Source organism: Streptosporangium subroseum, from assembly GCF_900188345.1.
Taxonomy (GTDB): Bacteria; Actinomycetota; Actinomycetes; order Streptosporangiales; family Streptosporangiaceae; genus Streptosporangium; species Streptosporangium subroseum.
This window is the reverse complement of sequence record NZ_FZOD01000045.1, coordinates 25,478-46,846: the sequence shown is the minus strand read 5'-3', so window position 1 is coordinate 46,846 and position 21,369 is coordinate 25,478. Positions and strand designations below refer to the sequence as shown.

At 68.4% G+C, this 21,369-nt stretch carries 14 protein-coding genes; 13 read left to right on the top strand and 1 reads right to left on the bottom strand.

Features of this window, described 5'->3' with window-relative positions; translation table 11 throughout:
* Positions 1–979: 979 nt before the first annotated feature.
* Positions 980–4,309, bottom strand: a complete 3,330-nt coding sequence (locus CHC08_RS32855; RefSeq protein ID WP_218825605.1) for a BTAD domain-containing putative transcriptional regulator — start codon at positions 4,307–4,309, stop codon at positions 980–982.
* Positions 4,310–4,738: 429 nt separating this feature from the next.
* On the opposite strand from CHC08_RS32855, the gene CHC08_RS32850 reads away from it, so the two are divergent.
* The 13 genes from CHC08_RS32850 (at position 4,739) to CHC08_RS32790 (ending at position 21,363) form a co-directional block, all read left to right on the top strand.
* Positions 4,739–5,308, top strand: coding sequence for a TetR/AcrR family transcriptional regulator (locus CHC08_RS32850; protein WP_179282343.1), 570 nt, complete (start codon positions 4,739–4,741; stop codon positions 5,306–5,308).
* A gap of 112 nt (positions 5,309–5,420) precedes the next feature.
* Entirely contained in the window at positions 5,421–6,284 is an 864-nt protein-coding gene (locus CHC08_RS32845) for an alpha/beta fold hydrolase (protein WP_089211273.1), read from the top strand.
* 169 nt (positions 6,285–6,453) lie between these two features.
* Complete coding sequence (locus tag CHC08_RS32840; RefSeq protein ID WP_089211272.1) at positions 6,454–7,173, top strand: alpha/beta fold hydrolase; 720 nt, start codon at positions 6,454–6,456, stop codon at positions 7,171–7,173.
* A gap of 324 nt (positions 7,174–7,497) precedes the next feature.
* The gene (locus tag CHC08_RS32835) at positions 7,498–8,640 is read left to right on the top strand and encodes an LLM class flavin-dependent oxidoreductase (RefSeq protein ID WP_089211271.1); all 1,143 of its coding nucleotides are present in this window, start codon (positions 7,498–7,500) and stop codon (positions 8,638–8,640) included.
* Positions 8,637–9,281: a CE1759 family FMN reductase gene (locus tag CHC08_RS32830; protein WP_089211270.1), complete on the top strand. Its 645-nt coding sequence runs from the start codon at positions 8,637–8,639 to the stop codon at positions 9,279–9,281. Before CHC08_RS32835 ends, CHC08_RS32830 begins: the two co-directional genes overlap by 4 nt.
* 381 nt (positions 9,282–9,662) lie before the next feature.
* On the top strand, positions 9,663–10,532 hold the full coding sequence (locus CHC08_RS32825; protein ID WP_218825604.1) for an alpha/beta fold hydrolase: 870 nt from the start codon (positions 9,663–9,665) through the stop codon (positions 10,530–10,532).
* A gap of 311 nt (positions 10,533–10,843) precedes the next feature.
* A complete protein-coding gene (locus tag CHC08_RS32820; RefSeq protein ID WP_089211269.1) occupies positions 10,844–11,608 on the top strand; it encodes a pyridoxamine 5'-phosphate oxidase family protein in 765 nt (254 codons plus the stop codon).
* The gene (locus CHC08_RS32815) at positions 11,605–11,850 is read left to right on the top strand and encodes a DUF2630 family protein (RefSeq protein ID WP_089211268.1); all 246 of its coding nucleotides are present in this window, start codon (positions 11,605–11,607) and stop codon (positions 11,848–11,850) included. Before CHC08_RS32820 ends, CHC08_RS32815 begins: the two co-directional genes overlap by 4 nt.
* A 250-nt stretch (positions 11,851–12,100) precedes the next feature.
* A complete protein-coding gene (locus tag CHC08_RS32810; protein ID WP_338055709.1) occupies positions 12,101–12,385 on the top strand; it encodes a type II toxin-antitoxin system RelE/ParE family toxin in 285 nt (94 codons plus the stop codon).
* Positions 12,382–12,720, top strand: a complete 339-nt coding sequence (locus CHC08_RS32805) for a transcriptional regulator (protein WP_089211266.1) — start codon at positions 12,382–12,384, stop codon at positions 12,718–12,720. Before CHC08_RS32810 ends, CHC08_RS32805 begins: the two co-directional genes overlap by 4 nt.
* 993 nt (positions 12,721–13,713) lie before the next feature.
* Positions 13,714–15,225 carry a translocation/assembly module TamB domain-containing protein gene (locus tag CHC08_RS32800; protein WP_143653424.1) on the top strand — a complete coding sequence of 504 codons (1,512 nt, stop codon included), beginning with the start codon at positions 13,714–13,716 and terminating at the stop codon, positions 15,223–15,225.
* 267 nt (positions 15,226–15,492) lie between these two features.
* The gene (locus CHC08_RS32795; RefSeq protein WP_143653423.1) at positions 15,493–16,614 is read left to right on the top strand and encodes a HupE/UreJ family protein; all 1,122 of its coding nucleotides are present in this window, start codon (positions 15,493–15,495) and stop codon (positions 16,612–16,614) included.
* Between the two features lie 30 nt (positions 16,615–16,644).
* Positions 16,645–21,363: an outer membrane protein assembly factor BamB family protein gene (locus CHC08_RS32790; protein ID WP_089211263.1), complete on the top strand. Its 4,719-nt coding sequence runs from the start codon at positions 16,645–16,647 to the stop codon at positions 21,361–21,363.
* Positions 21,364–21,369: the final 6 nt, after the last annotated feature.

Here is a 21,369-nt window from a genome sequence, read left to right as displayed (position 1 = left end):
TGCGTCTCGCCCCCATATAGGCGTTCACGTTGCTGCCAGGCCGTCTGGCCGCATGCCGTACCTGAGTGACCAACTGGGTGACAACGATCACGGACGGGCCCAGACGCCGGTGGATCGCCGTGGGTTTCAGCTCCAGATCAGGGCTTATGTCGGCCCTGGTCAGGCACGTGCTCGGATCGCCTTACAGGCGAGATGTCACTGGTTCGAACCCAGTAGTGTCCACCAGGAAAAACGTCCTCGCTCTCACCTTGAGCACAGAGCGAGAGTGACTACTGGGTGACTAATTCCTGAAGGCTCCGTCTAACGCCTCCGCGCATGTAGGTGCGCCGGGCGAATCCAAGGCCTGTTTCAAAAGCAAGGTTGGATGGGTGCGCGCCCCCTCCGGGACGGGCGGTGAGGGTGCCGTCCCGGAGGGGTTTCGGTCAGAGCCTCCGGTAGTAGACGGCGACGGAGTAGTTGTCGAGCCGGTGGCGGCGTTCCTGCGGGAGCTACAGGCCCAAGACCGGTCGGAGTCGACATTGCGGTCCTACGGCAATGATCTGCTGCTGTGGTGGCGATGGCTGGCGGCAGTCGGGGCGCAGCGGAACCAGGTGACCCTGCTGAAGGGCGGGACTTCGCACGGTGGATGCAGATCACGGACAAGCCGCCGCGGAAGCACTGGCGGCGCCGTGACGGCCAACCTGACGGCGCTAAGAGGCGCGGACCGGGTTCGGCGTATGGCGAAGGCATCCACGAGCACGTCGGCGATGTCCACCTCCTCACCCAGCACCTCACGCAATCGGTCCGCACGGATGTGGACGACCAGACCGGATTCCCGGACCCGGGCGGTGAGGAAGACGGTCTGTCCAGTGAGGATGCTCAGCTCACCGGTGAAGTCGCCTGCGCACCGCGAGTAGACGACTCGCTCGGGCTCGGTAGCCGTGGCGTCGCAGACGACGTCGATTGCCGTCGACTCGACGAGGAACCGGCCCCGCCGCGCTCAGGTCGAGAACCTATGAGTGCCCGGTGGACGAAGAGCGGAGAGATCCTGGACCGCCGCGCCCATGGGCGTCTCGCCGCCCAATTCGGCAAGGAACCGGTCGGCGCGTTGCACGAAGAGATGTGCCCCCTGCCGAAGCGCCACGGTGCGGGCCTGGTCGGCAAGGCGTACGGCGGCGCGGTCGTCGCCGGCGGCGTGCTCCAACTGCGCGCGGACGAGGACGAGCAGCGCCTCCGCGGAACGTTGGCCGTAGCGCTCGAGATACTCCTCGGCGCTGTCGAGCGCTGCCGCGGCCTTGTCCAGCGAGCCCGCGGCGATGCGCATCTCACCCAGCAGGGCGTACCAGGTCGAGACGCAGGTACGGGCGGGGCTGGCGAGGTTGGTGCGAATGAGTCGTTCGGCTTCGTCCGCGGCGGCCGCAGGGTCCTGTCCGGTCGTCGCCAGCGCCCAGCACCGGGCCAGGCGCAGGTAGGTGCCGAGGGAGGCGAAGGAGAAGTGCGGGTCGGCGGCGATCCCGCGCTCTGCTGCACGCAGAGCCCAGTCGGGGTCGCCGACCACCGAGGCGGTCCGGGCCTCGAAGGAGGTCGCGGCGGTGACCGCGTACGGGTCATCACCTGCCGCCTTCGACAGGGTGTCGAGCACTGCGCGCGCCTGGGCCGTCTGTCCGTGGTAGCCCGCGATCTCAGCGAACATCCCAGCGGCCATCAGCTGCACGCCGTCCCGCACGGAATCGCGGTGTTCTTCATCGTGGTCGGAGAGGAGGTCGAGGCTCAGCGCGCTCAGCCGCTGGAAGGACTCACCGATGTTCCCCAGGCACCACTCGTGGATGCCCGCCGCGGCCCTGCCGTAGCACCGGACGACCGGGTCCTCGGAGGTCCTGCCCAACTCCTCGAGCCGGCGGGCGAGAGGACTGCTGCGGTCCAGGTCGAGGGCCTGGCCGTGCGCGGTCCAGCGGGAGAACAGAAACCCAGCCGCCTCGCGATCGCGCCCGAGGCGCTGCGCGATCTGCTCTGCTCGCTCCAGCAGGCTGACGGAGGCCGTGCCGTACATCGAGCGCATCCCGACGACCGCGATCAGCTGCGAGAGCGCCCTGAGCTCCAGTTCGAGAAGTGACGCCCTGCGCGCCAGCTCTACCGCCGACCCGAGGTGGCGCTCGGCTGCCGCCAACGCCGTCTTCGCCTTGGCTCGAGCGCCGGCGCGGACCAGGGCCGCAACGGTACGAGCCGGGTCTGCCACGGGCCCCGCGGACCACAGGTGGTGTGCCACCCGCTCAGCGACGGACTCGTCGCTCAGTCCGACCTCCTCGATGGCGTCCGCGATGGAGCCGTGCAGCGCGGTCGCGCGACCTGGCGGGATCGCCTCTGACACAGCTTGGCGCACCAGGTCGTGGGTGAAGCGATAGGAGAACGGGTCGCCGGGCGTCGGGCCGACCAGACCGAGGCTGCGGACGGGTTCCAAGCGATCGAGGCAGGAACCCACGTCGAGGGACGCCATCCGGGCGAGCAGGGCGAGCTCGACGCTCTGGCCGACAAGCGCTGCGATCTCCAGCAGTTCCTGTGCGTCGCCGTCGAGCACGGCGAGGCGGTCGCGTACGACGTCGCGCACTGTCATCGGGACGGTGCCGCGCAGCACCGTCTCCGTGGTGAGCTCGCTGCCGGCGCCCCACAGCCGGCCCAGTTCCTGGACGAAGAACGGGTTGCCGGCCGTGCGGGTGTGCACTGAGGTGGCCACGTCAGGGGCGAGCCGGACGCCGGTCTCGAGGTGAATGAGCTCGGCCACCTCAGCGGGGCTCATGGGGCCGACCAGGAGCCGCCGGTGACCGGTCGCGCGACTGGCGGCGGCGAGCGTCCGGACCAGCTCCAAGCTGGGCGAAGGGCCCCGGTTGCGAAGCGCGCCGACGACAGCTGTGCCGGCAGGAAGGCGGGAGATGACATGATCCAGGAGCTGTAGCGAGCTCGTGTCGGCCCACTGCAGATCGTCGATCATCATCACGACCGGCCGCTCGCCGGCCGCCTCGGCGATCAGGCCGACGACCTGTTCCAGCAGGCGGAACCGGGCGTTGCCGTCGGGGATCGTCGGTGCCTCTGACCTCTCCACACGGGAGCCGACGAGGTGACCGAGATCGCGAGCCAACCACTGCTCGCACCGTGCCTCTGGCATGACGTCGAGCAGGCTGGACACCGTCTCGACCCACGGCCACATCGTCGGCGTGCCCTCGCCCTCGAGGCAGTGACCCCACACCACGAGGGCGCCACGATCCTCGGCGTGGCTGGCGATCTCCTCCATGAGCCGGCTCTTCCCGGCCCCGGGCTCGCCCTCGAGCAGCACGACTGCCGTGCTGCTCTCCAGGGCCGGCTCGACAGCACGTCGCAGCACCGCGATCTCGTCCGACCGGCCGACCAGTCGGTTGACGTCGCCCGACGGGGGCGTCGGCGAGGCCGGCGGCAGAGACGGTGCCGGCGCGCCCGAGGGCTCGGTGACCGGGGTCTGGGCGGCTGACGCCTGGGTCGCGGGGGTCTGGGTGAGCACCCGCTGGTGGGCGGCCTTGAGGGCCTTCCCGGGGTCGATTCCGAGATCCTCGGTGAGGCGTCTGCGCACCGCGTTGAACACGGCCAAGGCCTCCGCCTGCTGACCCGCGCCGCCCAACAGGGTGATGAGACTGGCCTGCACCGGTTCGTGCAGGGGGGCCATCGCGGCGGCCAGGTGCAGGGCCGGCAGCACTCGCGTGGGCTGTCCGAGCATCAGTGCGACGGAGGCCGCCTCGATGCAGGCCTGGAAGTACTCGTCGTTGAGGCCGGCGAAGATCGGTGCGGCTGCAGGTCCGTGCACCCACCCATCGCCGGCCGGTCCACTCCACAGACGGAGTGCGTAGAGGTAGTGATCCAGTGCCGCTGAGTCGTGCCCCTCCGCCCGCGCTGTCCGGGCGGCGCCGGACTGCTGCCGGAACCTCGTGAGGTCGAGAAGGTCTGCTCCGGCTGCGCACAGGTAGCCGTTGCCCCGCTTCAGCAGGTAGGCGCCCGTTCCTCGAGGGGGCAGGTCGGGCTCCAGCAGGCGTCGTAGCAAGCCGACATACTTGTGGATCACATTCAGGGCGCTGGCGGGCGCGTCCTCACCCCAGATCAGATCGATCAGCTCGCCGGTGCCGGTCGGTCGGCCTCCGCGAGCGAGGAGCAGCGCCAGCAGGTACGCCTGCTGGCGTGGCCCGGCCTCGAGCTCGCTCTCGCCCCGCCACACCCGCAACGGGCCGAGAACCTGCAGGCGCAGGGGGCCCTCGAGCGGAACTCCCCTCATCGCGTCTGTGCTTTCGGGAATGACGAGCGTTGCTGTCATGTCTGACCCCTTCGGTGGCCGGCCCCGATCCTGCCGTTCGCTGTGCGCCGGGTCGGAGTTGTACTAGTGTGAGTGTACGCACACTCTAAACGCTGGAGTGCCACTCTAGCCAGACTCGAATTTCCAACCAGGGGAGGCGCGGTGACGGACGGGGGCGTGCGACTGGCCGCACGGTTGATCGGGTTCACCGACACGTCTTTGCGGTCCTCGGCCAGGTGCCCGGCCCCGACGACGCACGCGAGCTGGACGCGATCCGGATCCGCGTCTCGGCCGTCCTGAGGCGCGACGCGTTCGAGTGCGCGACCGATGCCGCCTGGACCTCCATGAGAGCATTCGGACGCACCTGGGCCGGAGATACCGGTCACTACTGGGATGGGGAGCGAGACATTGTCAGACCAAGCACCAAGTCGCCGTGACGAGTACGCCGAGATGACTCGGCAAGAGGTCATCAAGGCCGCGCGGAAGCTGTACGCCGCGCCCGGCTACGCGCAGACCACGGTCGACAAGATCGCACGCGAGGCGCGTGTCTCCCCTGCCACCGTCTACGCCCAGTGTGGAGGCAAGGAGGGTCTGCTCCGGACCTTGATGGACATATGGACGACGAGCCCGACGGTGGGACGGATCATCACCGACTCGGCGGCCGCTCCCACAGGCCGGACCAAGCTGGAGGTCCTGGCTGCGGGCTACGCCGCGCACGCCGCGGAGGCCGGCGACATCATGCGCATCGTCGAGCGCGCCGCACCCAGCTCCCCAGCCGCCCAGGCATTCCTCGACGTCGCCGACCAACGCCACATCGAGGCGCTGGAGATGATCGTCGAGGGCATCGCCGGCAACGGCGACCTGGCCGAGGGACTCTCGGTCGAGGACGCAGCGAAGATCATCTTCTTCCACTTCCGCAACCCTCAACTGGTTCTCGCCGTGGAGACGTTCGGGTGGGGCGTCGACCGGGGGACACGGTGGCTTGTGGATCGGGTCGCGGCCGCAATCCTCAAGGACTGACGGGGGCGGACGCGTCACTCCGTCGCGACTCCACAATTCGTCCACAGCGCGTCAATACGTTTCGGTGAGCACCCCAAGACAACGGGAACACCGGGCGAAGGCGGCACACAACATGGTCACGATCCATCACCGGTACGCCATGGTCGATGGCTACCAGATCTTCTACCGAGAAGCCGGGCCGAGAGACCGGCCCACCCTGGTGCTTCTTCACGGCTTCCCCGCCAGCTCTCTGATGTTCCGGCACCTCCTCCCACGGCTGGCGGACCGTTGGCACCTCGTGGCACCTGACCATGTCGGTTTCGGACTCTCCGACGCACCGACGGTTGACGAGTTCACGTACTCCTTCGACTCGCTCACCGATATCACGGGAGCTCTTCTTACGCAGCTCGGCATCGAGCGGTACTGCCTGTTCGTCCACGACCACGGCGCGCCGATCGGGTGGCGGCTTGCCCTGAGGGCACCGGATGTGGTCACGGCGATCATCACCCAGAACGGCAACGCGTACGCCGAGGGATTGCAGCCGGAGTTCTTCATCACGGTGTGCGACTACTGGAGAGAGCAGACCCCCCAGACCGAGGCCGGGGTTCGTCAGGCGCTCACCCTTGAGCTGACCCGCTGGCGGTACCTCGCGGGCGTGACAGACGAGACCTTGGTGGACCCCACTACCTGGACTCACGATCACGACCTACTGTCGCGGCCTGGCAACGACCAGGTGCAGCTCGCGCTGTTCCTGGACTACGCCACCAACCTGACGTTGTACCCCAAGGTGCACCGATACTTCCGTGAGCGGCAGGTTCCGCTGCTCGCCGTCTGGGGGAAGGGCGACCCGATATTCGGACCCGCCGGGGCGCTCGCCTTCGCCACCGACCTGCCGGACGCCGAGGTCCGCTTGGTGGCCGGCGGCCACTTCCTGCTCGAGAGCGCTCTCGACGAGGTCGTGCCTCTCATCCGGGCATTTCTGGGCAAACACCTCTGACGCGCCCACTCCGGCCGGCGCGGTCCACAGATCGGTCACTAGTCGTCCACCGCGCCTCCCTACCGTTGGAAGCGATGGCAGGAGCTCCCGAGGAGCAACCAACATCTCACGGACGCGCCGGACGGCGCGTTCCCACTGCCGTCACCGGCGGTTCACCGAAGGAGAAGTCATGTCCAACACGCCCACCGTGGTCCTGGTCCACGGAGCTTTCGCCGATGCGTCCAGCTTCGCCCGCGTCGTCACCGAACTGCTCGCCGACGGCACCCAGGTGTTGGTTCCCGCCGTACCCAACCGCAGCCTCGCCGGCGACGCGGCGTACGTCGCCTCCGTCGTCCGGCAGATCGAGGGACCCGTCCTCCTTGTCGGTCACTCCTACGGCGGCGCAGTGATCACCGTCGCCGGTCGTGAGGACAACGTGGTGGGGTTGGTGTACCTGGCTGCCTACGTCCTCGACGAGGGCGAGAGCCTCGGGGAACTGCAGAGCCGCTTCCCCGACTCGCCGCTGGCCGGGGCCCTCGTTTACACGCCCTTCCCCGTCGAGGGCTCCGACGAGCCGGGCACCGATGTGTCGGTGGACATCTCCAGGTTCCCGGAGATCTTCGCCGCGGATGTGGACACCGTGCTCACGCGCGCCCTGGCCGTTTCACAGCGACCGCTCGCCGGGGCCGCCTTCGGCGAGCCGGCAAGCACGGCCGCTTGGAAGGACCGGCCTGTGTGGGGGATCGTCGCGTCCTCCGACCAGGCCATCAACCCCGACGTCCAGCGGTTCGGCTACGAGCGCGCCCAGGCCAAGGTCACCGAGGTCGACTCCTCGCATCTGGTGATGCACGCCCACCCGGCGGAGGTCGTCCAGGTGATCCGCGAGGCACTCGCTTCCGTGACCGTGTGACGACGCCGGCACCCGATCGAGCGTGACCCACCAGGAGGAGCCCAGGGCGGCGTCGCAGGCCCGACCGGTCATGCTGATCCACGACAGGTGGCTCCACGAGGCGATGCCCCCCGTTGGTGCGCCGGGTCGCCGGACGCGGCCACTCCCTCGTCGTCGACGACGGTTGGCTGGATGTCGCGCATGCCGTCGTCTCCTGGCTGAACGACGTCGACCCCCACCCGGACCCGGATCGAGGGTCGGCAGCGACGCTCCCGATGTCGCCATCGAGACGGACGACCCGTCACCAACACTTCCTTGGATATCGAGATGAGAGGCAGGTAGGTCATGCAGTTTGGGATCTTCTCCGTCGGTGACGTGACGACGGACCCCACCACCGGGCGCACCCCGTCCGAGCACGAGCGCATCAAGGCGCAGGTGGAGATCGCGAAGAAGGCCGAGGAGGTCGGCCTCGACGTCGTCGCGGTCGGCCAGCACCACAACCCGCCGTTCGTCGCGTCCTCCCCGACCACGACGATGGCCTACATCGCCGCGCAGACCGAGCGGATCATCCTCTCGACGGCCACGACGCTGATCACGACGACCGATCCGGTCCGGATCGCCGAGGACTACGGCACCCTCCAGCACCTCACCGACGGCCGGATGGACCTGATGCTGGGCCGCGGCAACACCGGCCCGGTCTACCCGTGGTTCGGCAAGGACATCCGCGAGGGGATCAACCTGGCCGTCGAGAACTACGCATTGCTGCATCGGCTGTGGCGAGAGGACGTCGTGGACTGGCAGGGCCGGTTCCGGACGCCGCTACAGAGCTTCACCGCCACCCCGCGGCCGCTCGACGGTGTGCCGCCGTTCGTGTGGCACGGCTCGATCCGCAGCCCCGAGGTCGCGGAGCAGGCGGCTTACTACGGCGACGGCTTCTTCTCCAACCACATCTTCTGGCCGGCCTCGCACACCCGGCAGATGGTCGCGCTGTACCGACGCCGCTTCGAGCACTACGGTCATGGCACCGCCGACCAGGCGATCGTCGGTCTCGGCGGCCAGTTCTTCATGCGGAGGAACAGCCAGGACGCCGTGGCCGAGTTCCGCCGGTACTTCGACAACGCTCCGGTCTACGGCCACGGGCCCTCACTGGAGGACTTCGCCGCGCAGACTCCGCTGACCGTGGGCTCACCGCAGGAGGTGCTCGAACGCACGCTGGCCTTCCGGGAGTACGTCGGCGACTACCAGCGCCAGCTGTTCCTCATCGACCATGCCGGCCTGCCGCTGAAGACGGTGCTCGAGCAGCTGGACCTGCTCGGCGAGCTGCTGCCGGACCTGCGCGCCGGCTTCGCCGAGGGCCGACCGGCGCACGTGCCCGACGCGCCGACCCACGCCTCCCTCGTGGCGGCCGCGAACGGCCCGCATGACACGACCCTCCACGCCGTCGACGACGTGACGGGCACGACGGACCGCGACGAGGTCTTGGCGTGACGTCGCTCGTCGTCGTCTCGGCCGGGCTCTCGAACCCGTCCTCGACGCGGTTGCTGGCCGACCGGCTGGCTACGGCGACCGTTGAGACGTTCGGGGAGCTCGACGTCACCCACGTCGAGCTCCGCGGCCTCGCGCACCAGCTGACCGATCAGCTCCTGACCGGGTTCCCGGCGCCGGAGCCGGCGGCGGCGGAGCAGGCGGTCCGGGAGGCCGACGGGCTGATCGTCGTCACGCCGGTGTTCTCGGCGTCGTACTCGGGCCTGTTCAAGACCTTCTTCGACGTTCTGGAGACCGGCGCCCTCGACGGGACGCCGGTGCTGCTGGCCGCCACGGCCGGCACGGCTTGGCACTCGCTGGTGATCGAGCACGCCCTGCGGCCGCTGTTCGCCTACCTGCACGCCGTCACGGTGCCGACCGGTGTCTTCGCCGCGACCTCCGACTTCGCCGGCACCGACCTCGGCTCCCGCGTGCTCCGCGCGGCCGGCGAGCTCGCCGTCCTGATGGGCAAGACCGGCGGATCGTCGGGCGTGGTCGCCGAGCGCCGGCATGTCGACACAGACCTCGCCGCAGCGACACCTTTCGAGCAGCTCCTCCGCCAGGCCGGCGCTCCCTCAAGCGCACGGACCGACCCGACTGTGTAGACCTGCTACCCAGGACATCAACGGGCTCGCGAACCCGACGGGCCTCACCGCACGGTGGTGGCCGGACCGACGGTGTTGGCATGCCACGAGCCCGCGACCGCGTCGCGACGTCTGGCATCGGTCGACGGATGCGCGTCGTGCCCGTCCGCCGTGATGACTCGGACAGCTGCTCTTCCCCTGGCGCCTTCCTCCGCTCCGAGAGCACCAGCGGCACTCGAACCTCGCGACACCCGGGGACCGCGATTGCCTGCGTCTGGCAAGGAGGACAGGAGACCGTCGTCAGGTCATTCCCACTCAACCGGTCATGCACAAGAACGTCAGTCTCTTCGCTCCGGCTTCCTAGACATACCGCTTGATCCCATCAACTCATCAGGAGTCACAATGAAGATCTTCCGGGCACGACGGCTGCACGCGGTCAGCGTTCTCACCCTCATCGGGATGCTGCCCCTGACCGGTGTCTCCGCAACTCAGGTGATCGGCAACGCGGGCGGTCGACAGTCGGTGACGAGCACGGCGCCTTCAGGTGAGTCGGAGCCCAAGCCCACGGTGGTGCTCGTCCACGGGGCCTGGGCGGACTCCTCGGGATGGGCGAAGGTCACCAGTGACCTGCAAGCCCAGGGCTACCAGGTCCTCGCGCCGCCGACTCCGCTGCGTGGGCTACGCGAAGACTCGGAGTACCTCGCCGCATTCCTCCGTGACCGAACCACCGGCCCGGTCGTCCTGGTCGGCCACTCGTACGGAGGAGCCGTCATCACAAACGCCGCCAGGTCGGACAAGGACGTCGAGGCCCTCGTCTACATCAACGCGTTCGTTCCCGACGCAGGTGACAGCATCCTTGGGTTGCTGGACCCGAACCACGAGCTCGACCCGGCTGATCTCTTCGACTTCGTGCAGTACCCGGGCGCTCCGGACGGCGACTACGACCTCTACCTGAAGCAGAGTGCCTTCCCGGACGCCATCGCGAACGGGATCCCGGCGCGGGCCGCGGCTGCGATGGCTGTGGCCCAGCGGCCCGTCACCCTCAGCGCGCTCACGGCTGAGTCCGGCGCGCCGGCCTGGAAGTCGCTGCCGAGCTTCTACCTGCTCGGGACCCAGGACCACATCGTCCCCGTCGCCTTGCAGAGCGCGATGGCCAAGAACGCAGGGGCCAAGATCACCAGGGTCAAGGCTGGGCACCTCCCGATGATCACCAACCCGCACGCCGTCGAGGCACTGATCGTCGAGGCCGATCGGTCGACGCCGACCAGGTAGGCAACGCGATCTCGAGCCACCGGGCCGTCCGCGTCCTGCGCGGACGGCCCGGTGAAGTGCGCGGCCGAACCTGCCGGACCTTGCCCGGCTCGTCTGAGGCTGTTCGAACGGAGACGCCCTCTGAGTGGTCATGGGGCGTCTCATCCCAGCAGTCGGCGCTGCCGGCTCGGCGCAATGGTGCACAGGGTCTTCACTCTTCCTCCACTGCACCCACGTAGCTTCGGCGACCTGGCCGCCCAGTCGCGGCTTTTCCTGTATCGCAACAGACAAGCAGACCGCGAGCATGAGGCTCGCTCCGACGAGGGGGACAGATGAGCCGCAACTACCATTCGATCGCATTCACCGAGCCGGTCCTGGACGCGCAGGGCCGGTACGGAAGCCGGACCGCTGTCCACCGCACGGACCGGCATCTCGCCGGCCCGAGGCCTTCGAGCATCGGGGCGGCAGACGGGACGGGCTCAGCTCCGAACACCGAGGCTGCGGAGACCGATGAACTCGATCAGATCAAGGATCCATTGGGCCGCACCGAACGAGACTTCATCGCCGGGCGGGACGGCTTCTATCTGGCGACGGTCGCCACCAGCGGTTGGCCGTACGTCCAGTTCCGCGGCGGCCCACCAGGATTCGTGACAGTCCCCGACGAGCACACGCTGGCTTGGGCCGACTTCCGAGGCAATCGTCAGTACATCAGCACCGGCAACGTGGCGCACGACCCGCGCGTATCCATCATCTTCATGGACTACGCCCGCCGGCTGCGCCTCAAGATCTTCGGAGTCGCGACCATCAACGACGTACGCCACCGAGGACCGTCGTCAAGTGCGTCCGCGGTCCCGGGGTACCGGGCGATCGTCGAACGTGAGGTGCGCGTCGAGGTCAAAGCGTTCGACTGGAACTGCCCTCAGCACATCACTCCGCGCTACACGGCCGAGGAGGTGGCGCCCTTGCTGCAACCGCTTCGGCGCCGCATTGACGCCCTAGAGGCCGAGAACGACCTTCTTCGCGTCCGGGTCGCATCATTCCTGTCGGACCCCGAGACACGTCTATCCCAGCCACAACAACCGGAGGAGAGCCGGTGAACGACGACAACATCCTGGACCGGATCACCGCACTGGTCGATCGTGAGCACAAGTTGCGCAGTCATCGGGCAGACGGCTCCCTGGACGAACGGACCGAACACCACGAGCTGCACGCGGTTGAGGCGGAACTCGATCAGTGCTGGGACCTTCTCCGCCAACGTCGCGCGAAGCGGGACTTCGGTGGAGACCCTGATGAGGCCGTCCCCAGGTCCGCTTCAGTGGTCGAGAGCTACTGGCAGTAGGTCGGGGGCAGGGCTCGAACTGGGCTCTGCTGCCTGCAAGTAGCCCGAAGGCGACCGAGCCTGCAACTTCGCGAAGCAGGCTCTCATGAGCCGCACCAACGTCCACAGGCTGAGGTGACGTTCCTCAAGTCCTTCGGCGATAACGGCTTTCACGGGGCCGAGTTGGAGGACGAGGACTTGCCGCGCATGGCGCAGCTCGTCGAGACCTACCTCGATCTGCCGCTGGGGCTCGTCGACTCGGCAGACACTCTTGCTGATCGCTGCGGCCTTGGACCGGGTCGCCGAGGAAGGTCCCGGTTTGGGACGGCCCTTGGTGGACACGCTTCAAGGGTCCACTATCCGTAACCTCAAGGAGCTGAGGCCTGGATCCAGCGGGCGGAGCGAAGTGCGGCTGCTCTTCGTTTTCGACCCTTGGCGTCAAGCTGTGTTCCTGGTCGCCGGAGACAAGTCGGGTGACTGGAGCGGTTGGTATGACGTGGCGATCAAGGCAGCAGAGGTGCGTTTTGCCCGGTACCTCAAGGAGAGGGAACAATGAGCGATCAGGCGGTGACATGGGAGGAGCTGCGTGCTGAGCTTGTCCAGCCCAGCGATGAGGAGGAGGTTGCCCAACTCCGCGATGGGCTCGTAGCTCGCCAGCGCGCTTACCAACTCGCTGAAGCCAGGCGCAAGCTTGGCCTGCGGCAGGAGGATGTCGCTCAGGCGATGGGCGTGTCACAGGCCCGCGTCTCACAGATAGAGAGTGGAGCGATCAGCGAAGTGGCCACCCTGGCCGCTTATGTAACGGCGCTCGGAGGTCAGCTCAAGATCGTGGCAGATTTCGGCGACTCGGCCATGGTGCTCGATACGCCTCGCGGTCGCCGTACTGGGTGATCGTGTTCATGACGGATGCTGTGGTTCCCGCGTTCTTCTCTCCTTGAGGGCTTTCGCGTTGCTGCCGCGCGTCTGGCAGCGTTTCGTACTTGAGTGACCAACTGGGTGACAACGAGGTGGGACGGGGCCGGACACCGGTGGACGGGCGTGGACCGTACGCCCAGGTCAGCGCCAGTATCGACCCTGGTCGTGCCCCTGCTCGGATCGCCTTACAAGCGAGATGTCACTGGTTCGAACCCAGTAGTGCCCACCAGCAAATGGGCGGAACGGTGCCCATGTGGCGCTGGATCGGAGATGGAGCGACGACGTTCAGCTACTGACAGGACGCACTCGCCTCCGCCGTCCGTCGCATCGCGTGAGCTACAGACATTGAGTCCGTCCAGCAAGCCCGAATCCACACTGTGCGCTGTCAAGCGTGTCCTAGGGCTGAAGGGCCAAGCGTGTCCCGGGACGCGACACACCGTGAAGACCGGGCCGGATCGGGAAGCCCTGACCGTCTTCCGCTCCGACTCCGAGATGCTCGTGACCCCGCATCTGACCAAGCCCGTCGGCCATGACGCACCTGCGCCGCTACCAGGACGACGGGCTGTTCGACCGGTTCGGCTACCACGCCTCCGAGCTGTGGATCAACGGCCGGGACGTCTGGGTGGAGGAGTGAAGAGAGCGCACGGAGAACACGAATTCTCCAGCTCGGTAACCCTCTATGCGAAGCAAGCGATCAAAGGGAGAGCAGGTTCGTACGAGGGGAACAACGTGCGTGTTGAGGACTTGTCCGACGCTGAGCGCCGAGTATGGGAGGCATTCCCGCACGGGGAAGAGGTCGATTTCACAACGGGGAAGCCGGATGAGGACGACCCGGCGGTGGGTGCGGTCTGGGGGATGGAGCGGACGGTTCGCGCTCGGGTGATCGCCGCGCTGTTGATGAGCGAGGAAGTGCCACGATCGCACCGGATCCCAGCTATCAGGATCAAGGGTGCCCGAATCACCGAACGGATGAATCTGGCCTATTCCACCATCTGCCACTCGGCGCGGTTCCTCTCCTGCTTCTTTGAGCAGGCGCCAGGTCTGTACTGGGCGCGATGCCAGCAGATGAGCTTCAAGGGCTCTCACCTGCCGGGTCTGTCGGCCTCCAACGTGCACATGGACGGGCACCTGCGACTGGACGGTTGCGTGGCCACCGGCCTGCTGGAACTGCGCGGAGCCCAGCTTGCGGGAAGCCTCACGATGAACCGTGCGCGGATCTTCACACTTGGCATGGCGATCGACTGTGATCGGATCCAGACCGGCCGAGGCCTGTCCGCGAAAGGTCTCCACGCCACAGGCCAGGTTCGACTGTCCAGCGCTCGGGTGATCGGCGCGATGGTCCTGGACGGGGCCCGCCTCACCGATACAAGGGGGTTGCCGCTCGACCTGGACGGGCTGGTCGCCGACGGGAGCGTCCTCTGCCGGGGGATGGCCGTCACCGGGATGGTGAGCTTGCGCAACGCCCGGGTGACCGGACCGTTCAGCTTCACCGGAACCACGATCGACCATCCGGGCCAGATGGCTTTTCGCGGTTCCCGGATCACCGCCGAGGGTGGCCTGTACCTGGGTGACGGGTTCACCGCGACCGGCACAGTACGGCTGGCCGACTCGCGGATCGACCGGGAGCTCAGCCTGAAAGGTGCCCACCTGACCCATCCCGACGGTCACGCGCTCCAGGCCGCGGAGCTACAGGTCGAGGGAAGTATCGACGCACGCGGGCTCACCTCCGAGGGGCGGGTGAACCTCTCCCAGGCCCGCATCGCGGGATCGCTGGACCTCACCGACGCGACCCTGTCCGCACCGGGCGGTCAGGCATTGGCCGCCCGGCAACTGGAGGCCCGCGAGCTGTACCTGCGCCCGAAGCAGACGCCCGAAGGCGACGTCGATCTGCGGCACGCCCGGATCGGCGTCCTCTATGACGCCCCCGGCACCTGGTCGCCGCGCTGTCAGAACGGTCTTGTCTACGACGCGCTGGATCCGATGCTGTCCGTCACCCAACGCTTGACCTGGCTGAAGGACGACCTCGACGGATACGTGCCGCAGCCGTACGAACAACTCGCCGCCGTCTATCGGAGACTGGGGCACGACGTCGATGCCCGCACCGTCCTACTGGTCAAGCAGCGGCGGCAGCGTACCAAGCTCCCGTGGCACGCCCGCGCCTGGGGATGGCTACAGGACATCACCGTCGGGTACGGCTACCGTCCCATTCGCGCCGGCCTGTGGTTCCTGATCCTGCTCATCACCGGTGCCGTCGTTTTCACCCTGAACAATCCGCCCCGTGCCGAACTTGGCAAGGGCCCCACTTTCAACGCCTTTGTCTACGCTCTGGATCTGCTGTTCCCACTGATCGACTTTGGGCAGGAGAAGGCATACCAACCCACCGGCGGCGGCCAGTGGGTCGCCTACGGTCTTGTCATCGCGGGCTGGGTGCTGGCCACCACCATCGCCACCGGCATCACTCGCGCTCTCTCCCGTCAGTGACCCCGAGACGACCCGCCTGGTATCAGAACGACGGGCTGTTCAACCGGTTTGTCCACTACAGCTCAGAGCTGTGGAGCAATGGCCGGGACGTCTGGGCGGAGGGGCCAAAAACCCGGCTTTCGGCGCTCAGAAACCCGGGTTCGGACAGTGGGTGACCGGCAGCGGAAGAGTCGGTGAATTGGGTCGTCTCGAGTTGCCGGGTGTGGAGCGAGCGCTGCAGGGTTGGGTAACGACAGCCATTACCCCCCACGATGGAAGTGCTTTCCTGTGCGTCTATTGGCCTTCCTCGCCGCCCTTGTTGTCGTGCTCCTCGTCGCCGCTCCGGCGCAGGCGCACGTCCGCGCGACCTCGGTAGCGGTCGACCTGCGTAGCCAGGACGACGGCGTCGCCGCCGTCGTCGACGTGGAGTACGACGTCCTTGCCCGGCTGCTGAGTCTCGACGGGGTCCTGAGCCCGGACGCGGTCGGCGCGGACGCCGAGGTTCCGACCGAGGTGCGGCGCCGTTCGCTGGACGCGCACGTGAGCGACGTGGCGGCGTACGTCGGCGGGCGGCTGCGGCTGAGCCGCGGCTTGATCGGCTGCACCGCTGAGGACGACGCCCGCGTCGAGCTCGCCGACTCCGGCGCGGTGCAGGTCGCGCTCGCCTACGACTGCCCGGCGTCCGGCGCGCTCACCGTCCGCAGCGACATCTTCCGCGCCTCCGACGGCGTGGTCGACGAGACCACCACGATGGTGGTCTACGACATCGATGGCCGCCGCGGTTCGACGTTGCTCGACACCGCCCGCACCAGCGTCACGGTGGGGCGCACCGACCTGCTCAGCGAGATCCCGCGGTTCGTCCGGCTCGGGGCGGAGCACCTGCTCTTCGGGCTCGACCACGTGCTGTTCCTGCTGGCGCTCCTGCTGGGAGCGAAGCGGCTGCGCGACGTCGTCGAGGTCGCCACGGCCTTCACGGTCGCGCACTCGGTGACCCTGGTGCTGGCCGCGATCGGCTGGGTCAGCGTGCCCGGGTGGATCGTCGAGCCGCTCATCGCGCTGTCGATCGCGTTCGTCGCGCTCGACAACCTGCTCTCGCCGAGGACGAGCCACCGGCTGCCCGTGGTCTTCGGCTTCGGGCTGCTGCACGGGCTCGGCTTCGCGGGCACGCTCAGCGTCGACGGGCCGCTGTCGGCCTCGACGCTGGCCAACCTGCTCTCCTTCAACGTCGGCATCGAACTCGTCCAGTTGACGATCATCGCGCTCACCTTCCCGGCGCTGCTGTTCCTGCGCAGGGCCGCGACCACGCCGGTCGCCACTCGCGCCCTCATGCTCGGCACCGTCGCGGCGACCGTCGCCGTCGCCGGTGCCGGTCTGGTCTGGTTCGTGGAACGCTCCCCGCTCCTGACCTGACACCTCCCTCCCTCATCCCGAAGGATCCCGATGTCCGCGTTAACCTGGACACGCGCGCGCTCGCGCGTCGTCCTGTACGCCACCACGCTGGGGCTCGCCGCCAGTGTCGTGGCGGGCCCGCTCGTGTCATACGCGGCGGCCGCCATCGACCCGCCGGAGGCCACCGTCGGCGGCGTCGTGTACGTCGACGCCAACGGCGACGGCCAGCGCAACCCCGGCGAGGCCGGCCTGGCCGGCGTGCGCGTCTCCGACGGCAAGGTCGCCACCATGACCGCCGCCGACGGCGCCTACTCACTGACGATTTCCACCGACCGTCGCAAGACGGACATCGTGTGGGCCGGCCAGCCGCGGGGCTACCGGTTCGGCCTGGACCAGTACAAGGAGCCGAGGTTCTGGGCGAACCTTGGCCAGCTCGCCGACGACGCCACGCCGACCGCGGACTTCGCGCTCGTCCGTGACGACCTCTCAGACGGCGACACCTTCTCCTGGGCCAACATCGCCGACCCGCACGTCAACGCACAGCTGCCCGACCAGATCCGCGAGATCAACTCCACCGGCACCGACCTGCGCTTCATCGCGGTCAGCGGTGACCTCACCAACGACGCCAGCCAGGGGCAGTTCGACACGTATCGTCGCGGCGCCCAGCAGTCGGCCGTCGGCGTGTGGCCGGCCGTCGGCAACCACGAGTACGCGAGCGGGTCGGTGTACGCGGACAGGATCGACAACTATCGCAAGAACGTCGGTCCGGAGTGGTACTCGTTCAACTACGGCAACCGGCACTTCGTGGTGCTCGAGAACAACGGCTCTGCACCGTTCGAGGAGGAGATCGACTGGCTCAAGGACGACCTCGCCGCGAGCGTTCCGCTCGACGACGACCCGAAAAACGACATCGAGCTCGTCGTCCTCACCCACCAGCCGATGAACGTCCCGTTCGGCTCGCCATCGGAGTACGACGCCTTCGGTGACGTGCTCGAGAAATACAAGGCGCAGCTGATCCTGGTCGGCCACGAGCACTCCAACCACGTCGAGAACAAATCGGCGTTCGCCTCGACCGCCAAGCACATCCAGACCGTGTCGAGCTCGTACACGATCGACAACGCGCCCCGCGGCTTCCGCTACATCCACATGGCGGGCCCGGGCTTCGACAACCCGTTCCGGATGTACGGCGAGAACGAGCACCTCACCATCGTCAACCCCGCGCCGGGCTCGAAGGTGCCGGCCGCGGGGATGCCGGACGTCCAGATCAACGCCTACGACACCGGCGACGAGGTCGTCTCGGCGCGCTTCCAGATCGCCGGCGACAAGAACTGGAGGCCGCTGTACCGCAGCGGTGAGTTCACCTGGCGGGGCAACCTGCCCAACAGCCAGCAGAAGCCCGGTGCGCACAGGATCGACGTGCAGGTGGTCGACGCGGCGGGCAAGACCTGGACCAAGTCGGCGGACTTCACCCTCACCGACGAGCCGGAGCTCAAGCCGGTCGCCGGTGGCGACTGGGACCAGCACCACGGCGACCAGTCCCACTCCGGTGTCGCGCCGGCGCAGGAGGCGGGCCGCCGCCTCGCCTGGAGCTTCCGCACCGAAGGCACCTTCCTCACCGGGTCGCCGATCATCCACGACGGCGTCGTCTACGCGGGCACCCGCGACGAGAACGGCGACGGCAACAGCCGGATCCACGCCGTCCGGCTCAAAAACGGCAGGGAGCTGTGGAACGCCGAGGTGCCGCAGTCGATCCACGGCAGCCTCGCCTACGGTGACGGCCTGGTCTTCGCGCCGACCCTCGGCTCGGAGCTTTACGCCGTCGACGCGGAGACCGGCAAGCTGCGCTGGAAGGCCGTGCCCGAGCAGGCGCCGGCCCCGAACAACCAGCGCACCTACGGCTACTACTCGCCGGCCGTCTCCGGCCACACGGTGCTCTGGCCCTACCAGACCCGCTTCGGCATCGGCAGCCAGGGAGTCCTCAAGGCGCTCGACACCCGCACCGGGAAGCAGATCTGGGCCTCTCCGATGTCCGGCGCGACCATGAGTGACGGCACGCCCGCCGTCATGGACGGCACCGTGTACGTCGGCAACGAGACCGCCGACCGCGTGCTCGCCTACGACCTGGCCACCGGCGCCCGCAAGTGGACCGGAACCGAGTCGCTCGGCAGCTGGCAGGACGGCGTGCCGACCGCGGCCGAGGGCAAGGTCTTCATCGGCGCCAACAACGGCATGATCGCGCGTGACGCCAAGACCGGCGCGACGCTGTGGACGTACACCAGTTCGCGCTCCTCGCTCGTCTCGAGTGGCTCGACCCCGAGCGCCGCGGCCGTCAAGCAGGGCGTCGTCTACATGGGCTTCCCGAGCGGTGCCGTCGTCGCCCTCGACGCCAAGACCGGCAACGTCATCTGGGAGCGGGCGCTGCCCGGCGACATCTACCACGGTGGCGTCATGTCCAGCCCGGTCGTGGCCGGCGACACGCTCTTCGTCGGCGCCAACAACGGCAAGTTCTACGCGCTGGCCTCCGACACCGGCCAGATCCTGTGGAGCCACGAGATCGGCACCTGGGTGGGCGCCGGACCGGCCGTCAGCGGCAACACCGTCGTGGCGGGCGCCTGGGACGGCAACCTCTACGCCTACGTGCCCGGCGGCGAGTCCGCACCGCGCTGGGCGACCGTGACCGGTACGGTCAGCGACCCGGAGACGGGCGCTGAGATCGCCGGCGCGAAGGTCACCGCCGTCGCCGACGGTCAGGACACCGTGGTGACCAGCACCGACGCCCAGGGTCACTACCGGATCGGCCTGCCGGCGTCGACCTGGACCGTCACGGCGGCCAAGCGCGGCCTGATCGCCGACGACCGCTCGGCGGTCAGCGTCACGGTCGGCACCACCGGCAACGCGACGGCCGACCTGAAGCTGATCAAGGTGGTCCACCCGACCGCCGGCAAGTCGACGTACGCGCCGGACTACGGCAACGGCAGCACGCGCACGGACGTCGTCACCGGCAAGGAGTACTACTACCTGGCCAACGACAAGATCCGGGCGTCCGTGACGCCGTACGCCGCCGGCGACAACGGCGTCGGCGGTAACAACCTCGCCGGTGGTCTGGGCCAGGGCGCGCTGTCGGACATCATGCTCAACGACGCCAACGGCGCCGAGACCATCGACTGGGGCGAGATGCTGCTGCGTCCGAGCCTCACGCCGCCCGACTCGTGGGACCGGCCGAACGACCAGCTCGACCTGCCCGACCTCGCGGTCGACGGCGCCGCCGTGGTCGGCAACGGTCAGTACCGGGCGAACCCGGCCATCAAGGCGCAGGTCCGCTACGAGACCCTGCCCGACGCTCCGATCGTGAAGATGACGGTCAAGCTGACCAACACCGGCACGACGGGCTACCAGGGCTACTTCAACTACATGATCGACCCCGACAGCTCGCTCGACAACGGCCGGATCCCCGGGGTCAGCGGCGTCAACCCGGGTCTGAAGACCTCGGGCTGGACCGGGAACTACGTCTACGTCGGCGCGGACGCGGCCACCACGAACGGCCAGGCCGCCCACGGTCTCGCGTGGGCACTGGACACGCCGGCCGCGGTCGGTGCGTACGGCTACGTCGAGGGTCTCTACTACGACGCCACGATGGCGCCCGGTGCCACCAAGCAGTTCAGCTTCTACCACCTGACCGACTACGCGACCGCCGGCGGCGACCCCACCGGCAACATCGCGAAATGGGCCGACGAGATCGACCTGCACGACGCGGCCGTCCCGGACGCCGCTCGCGCGGCCGGCACGATCACCGCGGGCGGCGCCGCCGTCTCCGGCGCCCGGGTCGCCCTCGAGCAGGCCGGCAAGGCGGTCGCGACCGCGAGCACCGACGCCCAGGGCAAGTACCTCGTCAAGGCCCCGGCCGGTCAGTACGACGTCCGGGTGTCCAAGCTGGGCTACCAGACGGCCACCGGCACGGTCACCGTGCCGGCGGCGGGCAGCGGCGTCGCCGACGTCGCACTGAGCCCGGTCACGGTCGAGGCGGGCTACGGCAAGCAGATCGGCTCGGGTCTGGTCGAGGCGGGCTACGGCGACGTCATGCTCGAGAACAACAAGCTCTCGATGGCGATCGCCGACGCCTACAACGACTCGCAGCTCTCCGGTAGCACCCGCGGCAAGCCGGTCGACATCGCCGTCCGCGGCATGGCCGACCAGTTCGACTGGATCAACCTGCCCTACGTCTCGGCGACCCAGCCGACCGGCACCAGCGCGTGGGACATCCGCTCGGTGGCGGCGACCGACGTCCAGATCGTCCAGGCGACCGGCGACAAGGCCGTCGTCCGGGTAGCCGGGCCGGTCAAGGGCTTCACGGGTCTGACGGCGGCGACGACGTACACGTTGAAGCCGGGCGACGACTTCGCCACGGTCTCGACGGAGCTGAGCAACTCCGGCTCGGCTCCGCTCAGCGTGTGGACCGGTGACGCGATGGACCACGACGCGGCCGGCCAGGCCAGTGTCATCCCGGGCGCCGGCGTCGTGGCGCCGGGTGCGACGACGGTCTACACCCCGACCAAGCCGTACATCGGCATGACCGGGACCGACCCGCAGGTCTTCGGTCTCGTCTACGGCACGCCGGCCGGCGCCTTCGACGTCTACGCCGCGGGCAACTGGGTGATGAGCCGGTTCAACGTCGACGTGCCGGCGGGTGGCTCCTACACCCTCACCCGCAAGCTCGTCGTCACCCCGGGCACCGACGCGGTGGGCATCCTCGACGGCGTCCCCGCGCCGTAACGCACG

What these genes read in the sequence shown, in the direction of transcription:
- CHC08_RS32855 (WP_218825605.1), bottom strand. Translation starts at nt 4,309, where the DNA reads ATGACAGCAACGCTCGTCATTCCCGAAAGCACAGACGCGATGAGGGGA.
- CHC08_RS32850 (WP_179282343.1), top strand. Translation starts at nt 4,739, where the DNA reads ATGACTCGGCAAGAGGTCATCAAGGCCGCGCGGAAGCTGTACGCCGCG.
- CHC08_RS32845 (WP_089211273.1), top strand. Translation starts at nt 5,421, where the DNA reads ATGGTCACGATCCATCACCGGTACGCCATGGTCGATGGCTACCAGATC.
- CHC08_RS32840 (WP_089211272.1), top strand. Translation starts at nt 6,454, where the DNA reads ATGTCCAACACGCCCACCGTGGTCCTGGTCCACGGAGCTTTCGCCGAT.
- CHC08_RS32835 (WP_089211271.1), top strand. Translation starts at nt 7,498, where the DNA reads ATGCAGTTTGGGATCTTCTCCGTCGGTGACGTGACGACGGACCCCACC.
- CHC08_RS32825 (WP_218825604.1), top strand. Translation starts at nt 9,663, where the DNA reads ATGAAGATCTTCCGGGCACGACGGCTGCACGCGGTCAGCGTTCTCACC.
- CHC08_RS32820 (WP_089211269.1), top strand. Translation starts at nt 10,844, where the DNA reads ATGAGCCGCAACTACCATTCGATCGCATTCACCGAGCCGGTCCTGGAC.
- CHC08_RS32805 (WP_089211266.1), top strand. Translation starts at nt 12,382, where the DNA reads ATGAGCGATCAGGCGGTGACATGGGAGGAGCTGCGTGCTGAGCTTGTC.
- CHC08_RS32800 (WP_143653424.1), top strand. Translation starts at nt 13,714, where the DNA reads ATGAATCTGGCCTATTCCACCATCTGCCACTCGGCGCGGTTCCTCTCC.
- CHC08_RS32790 (WP_089211263.1), top strand. Translation starts at nt 16,645, where the DNA reads ATGTCCGCGTTAACCTGGACACGCGCGCGCTCGCGCGTCGTCCTGTAC.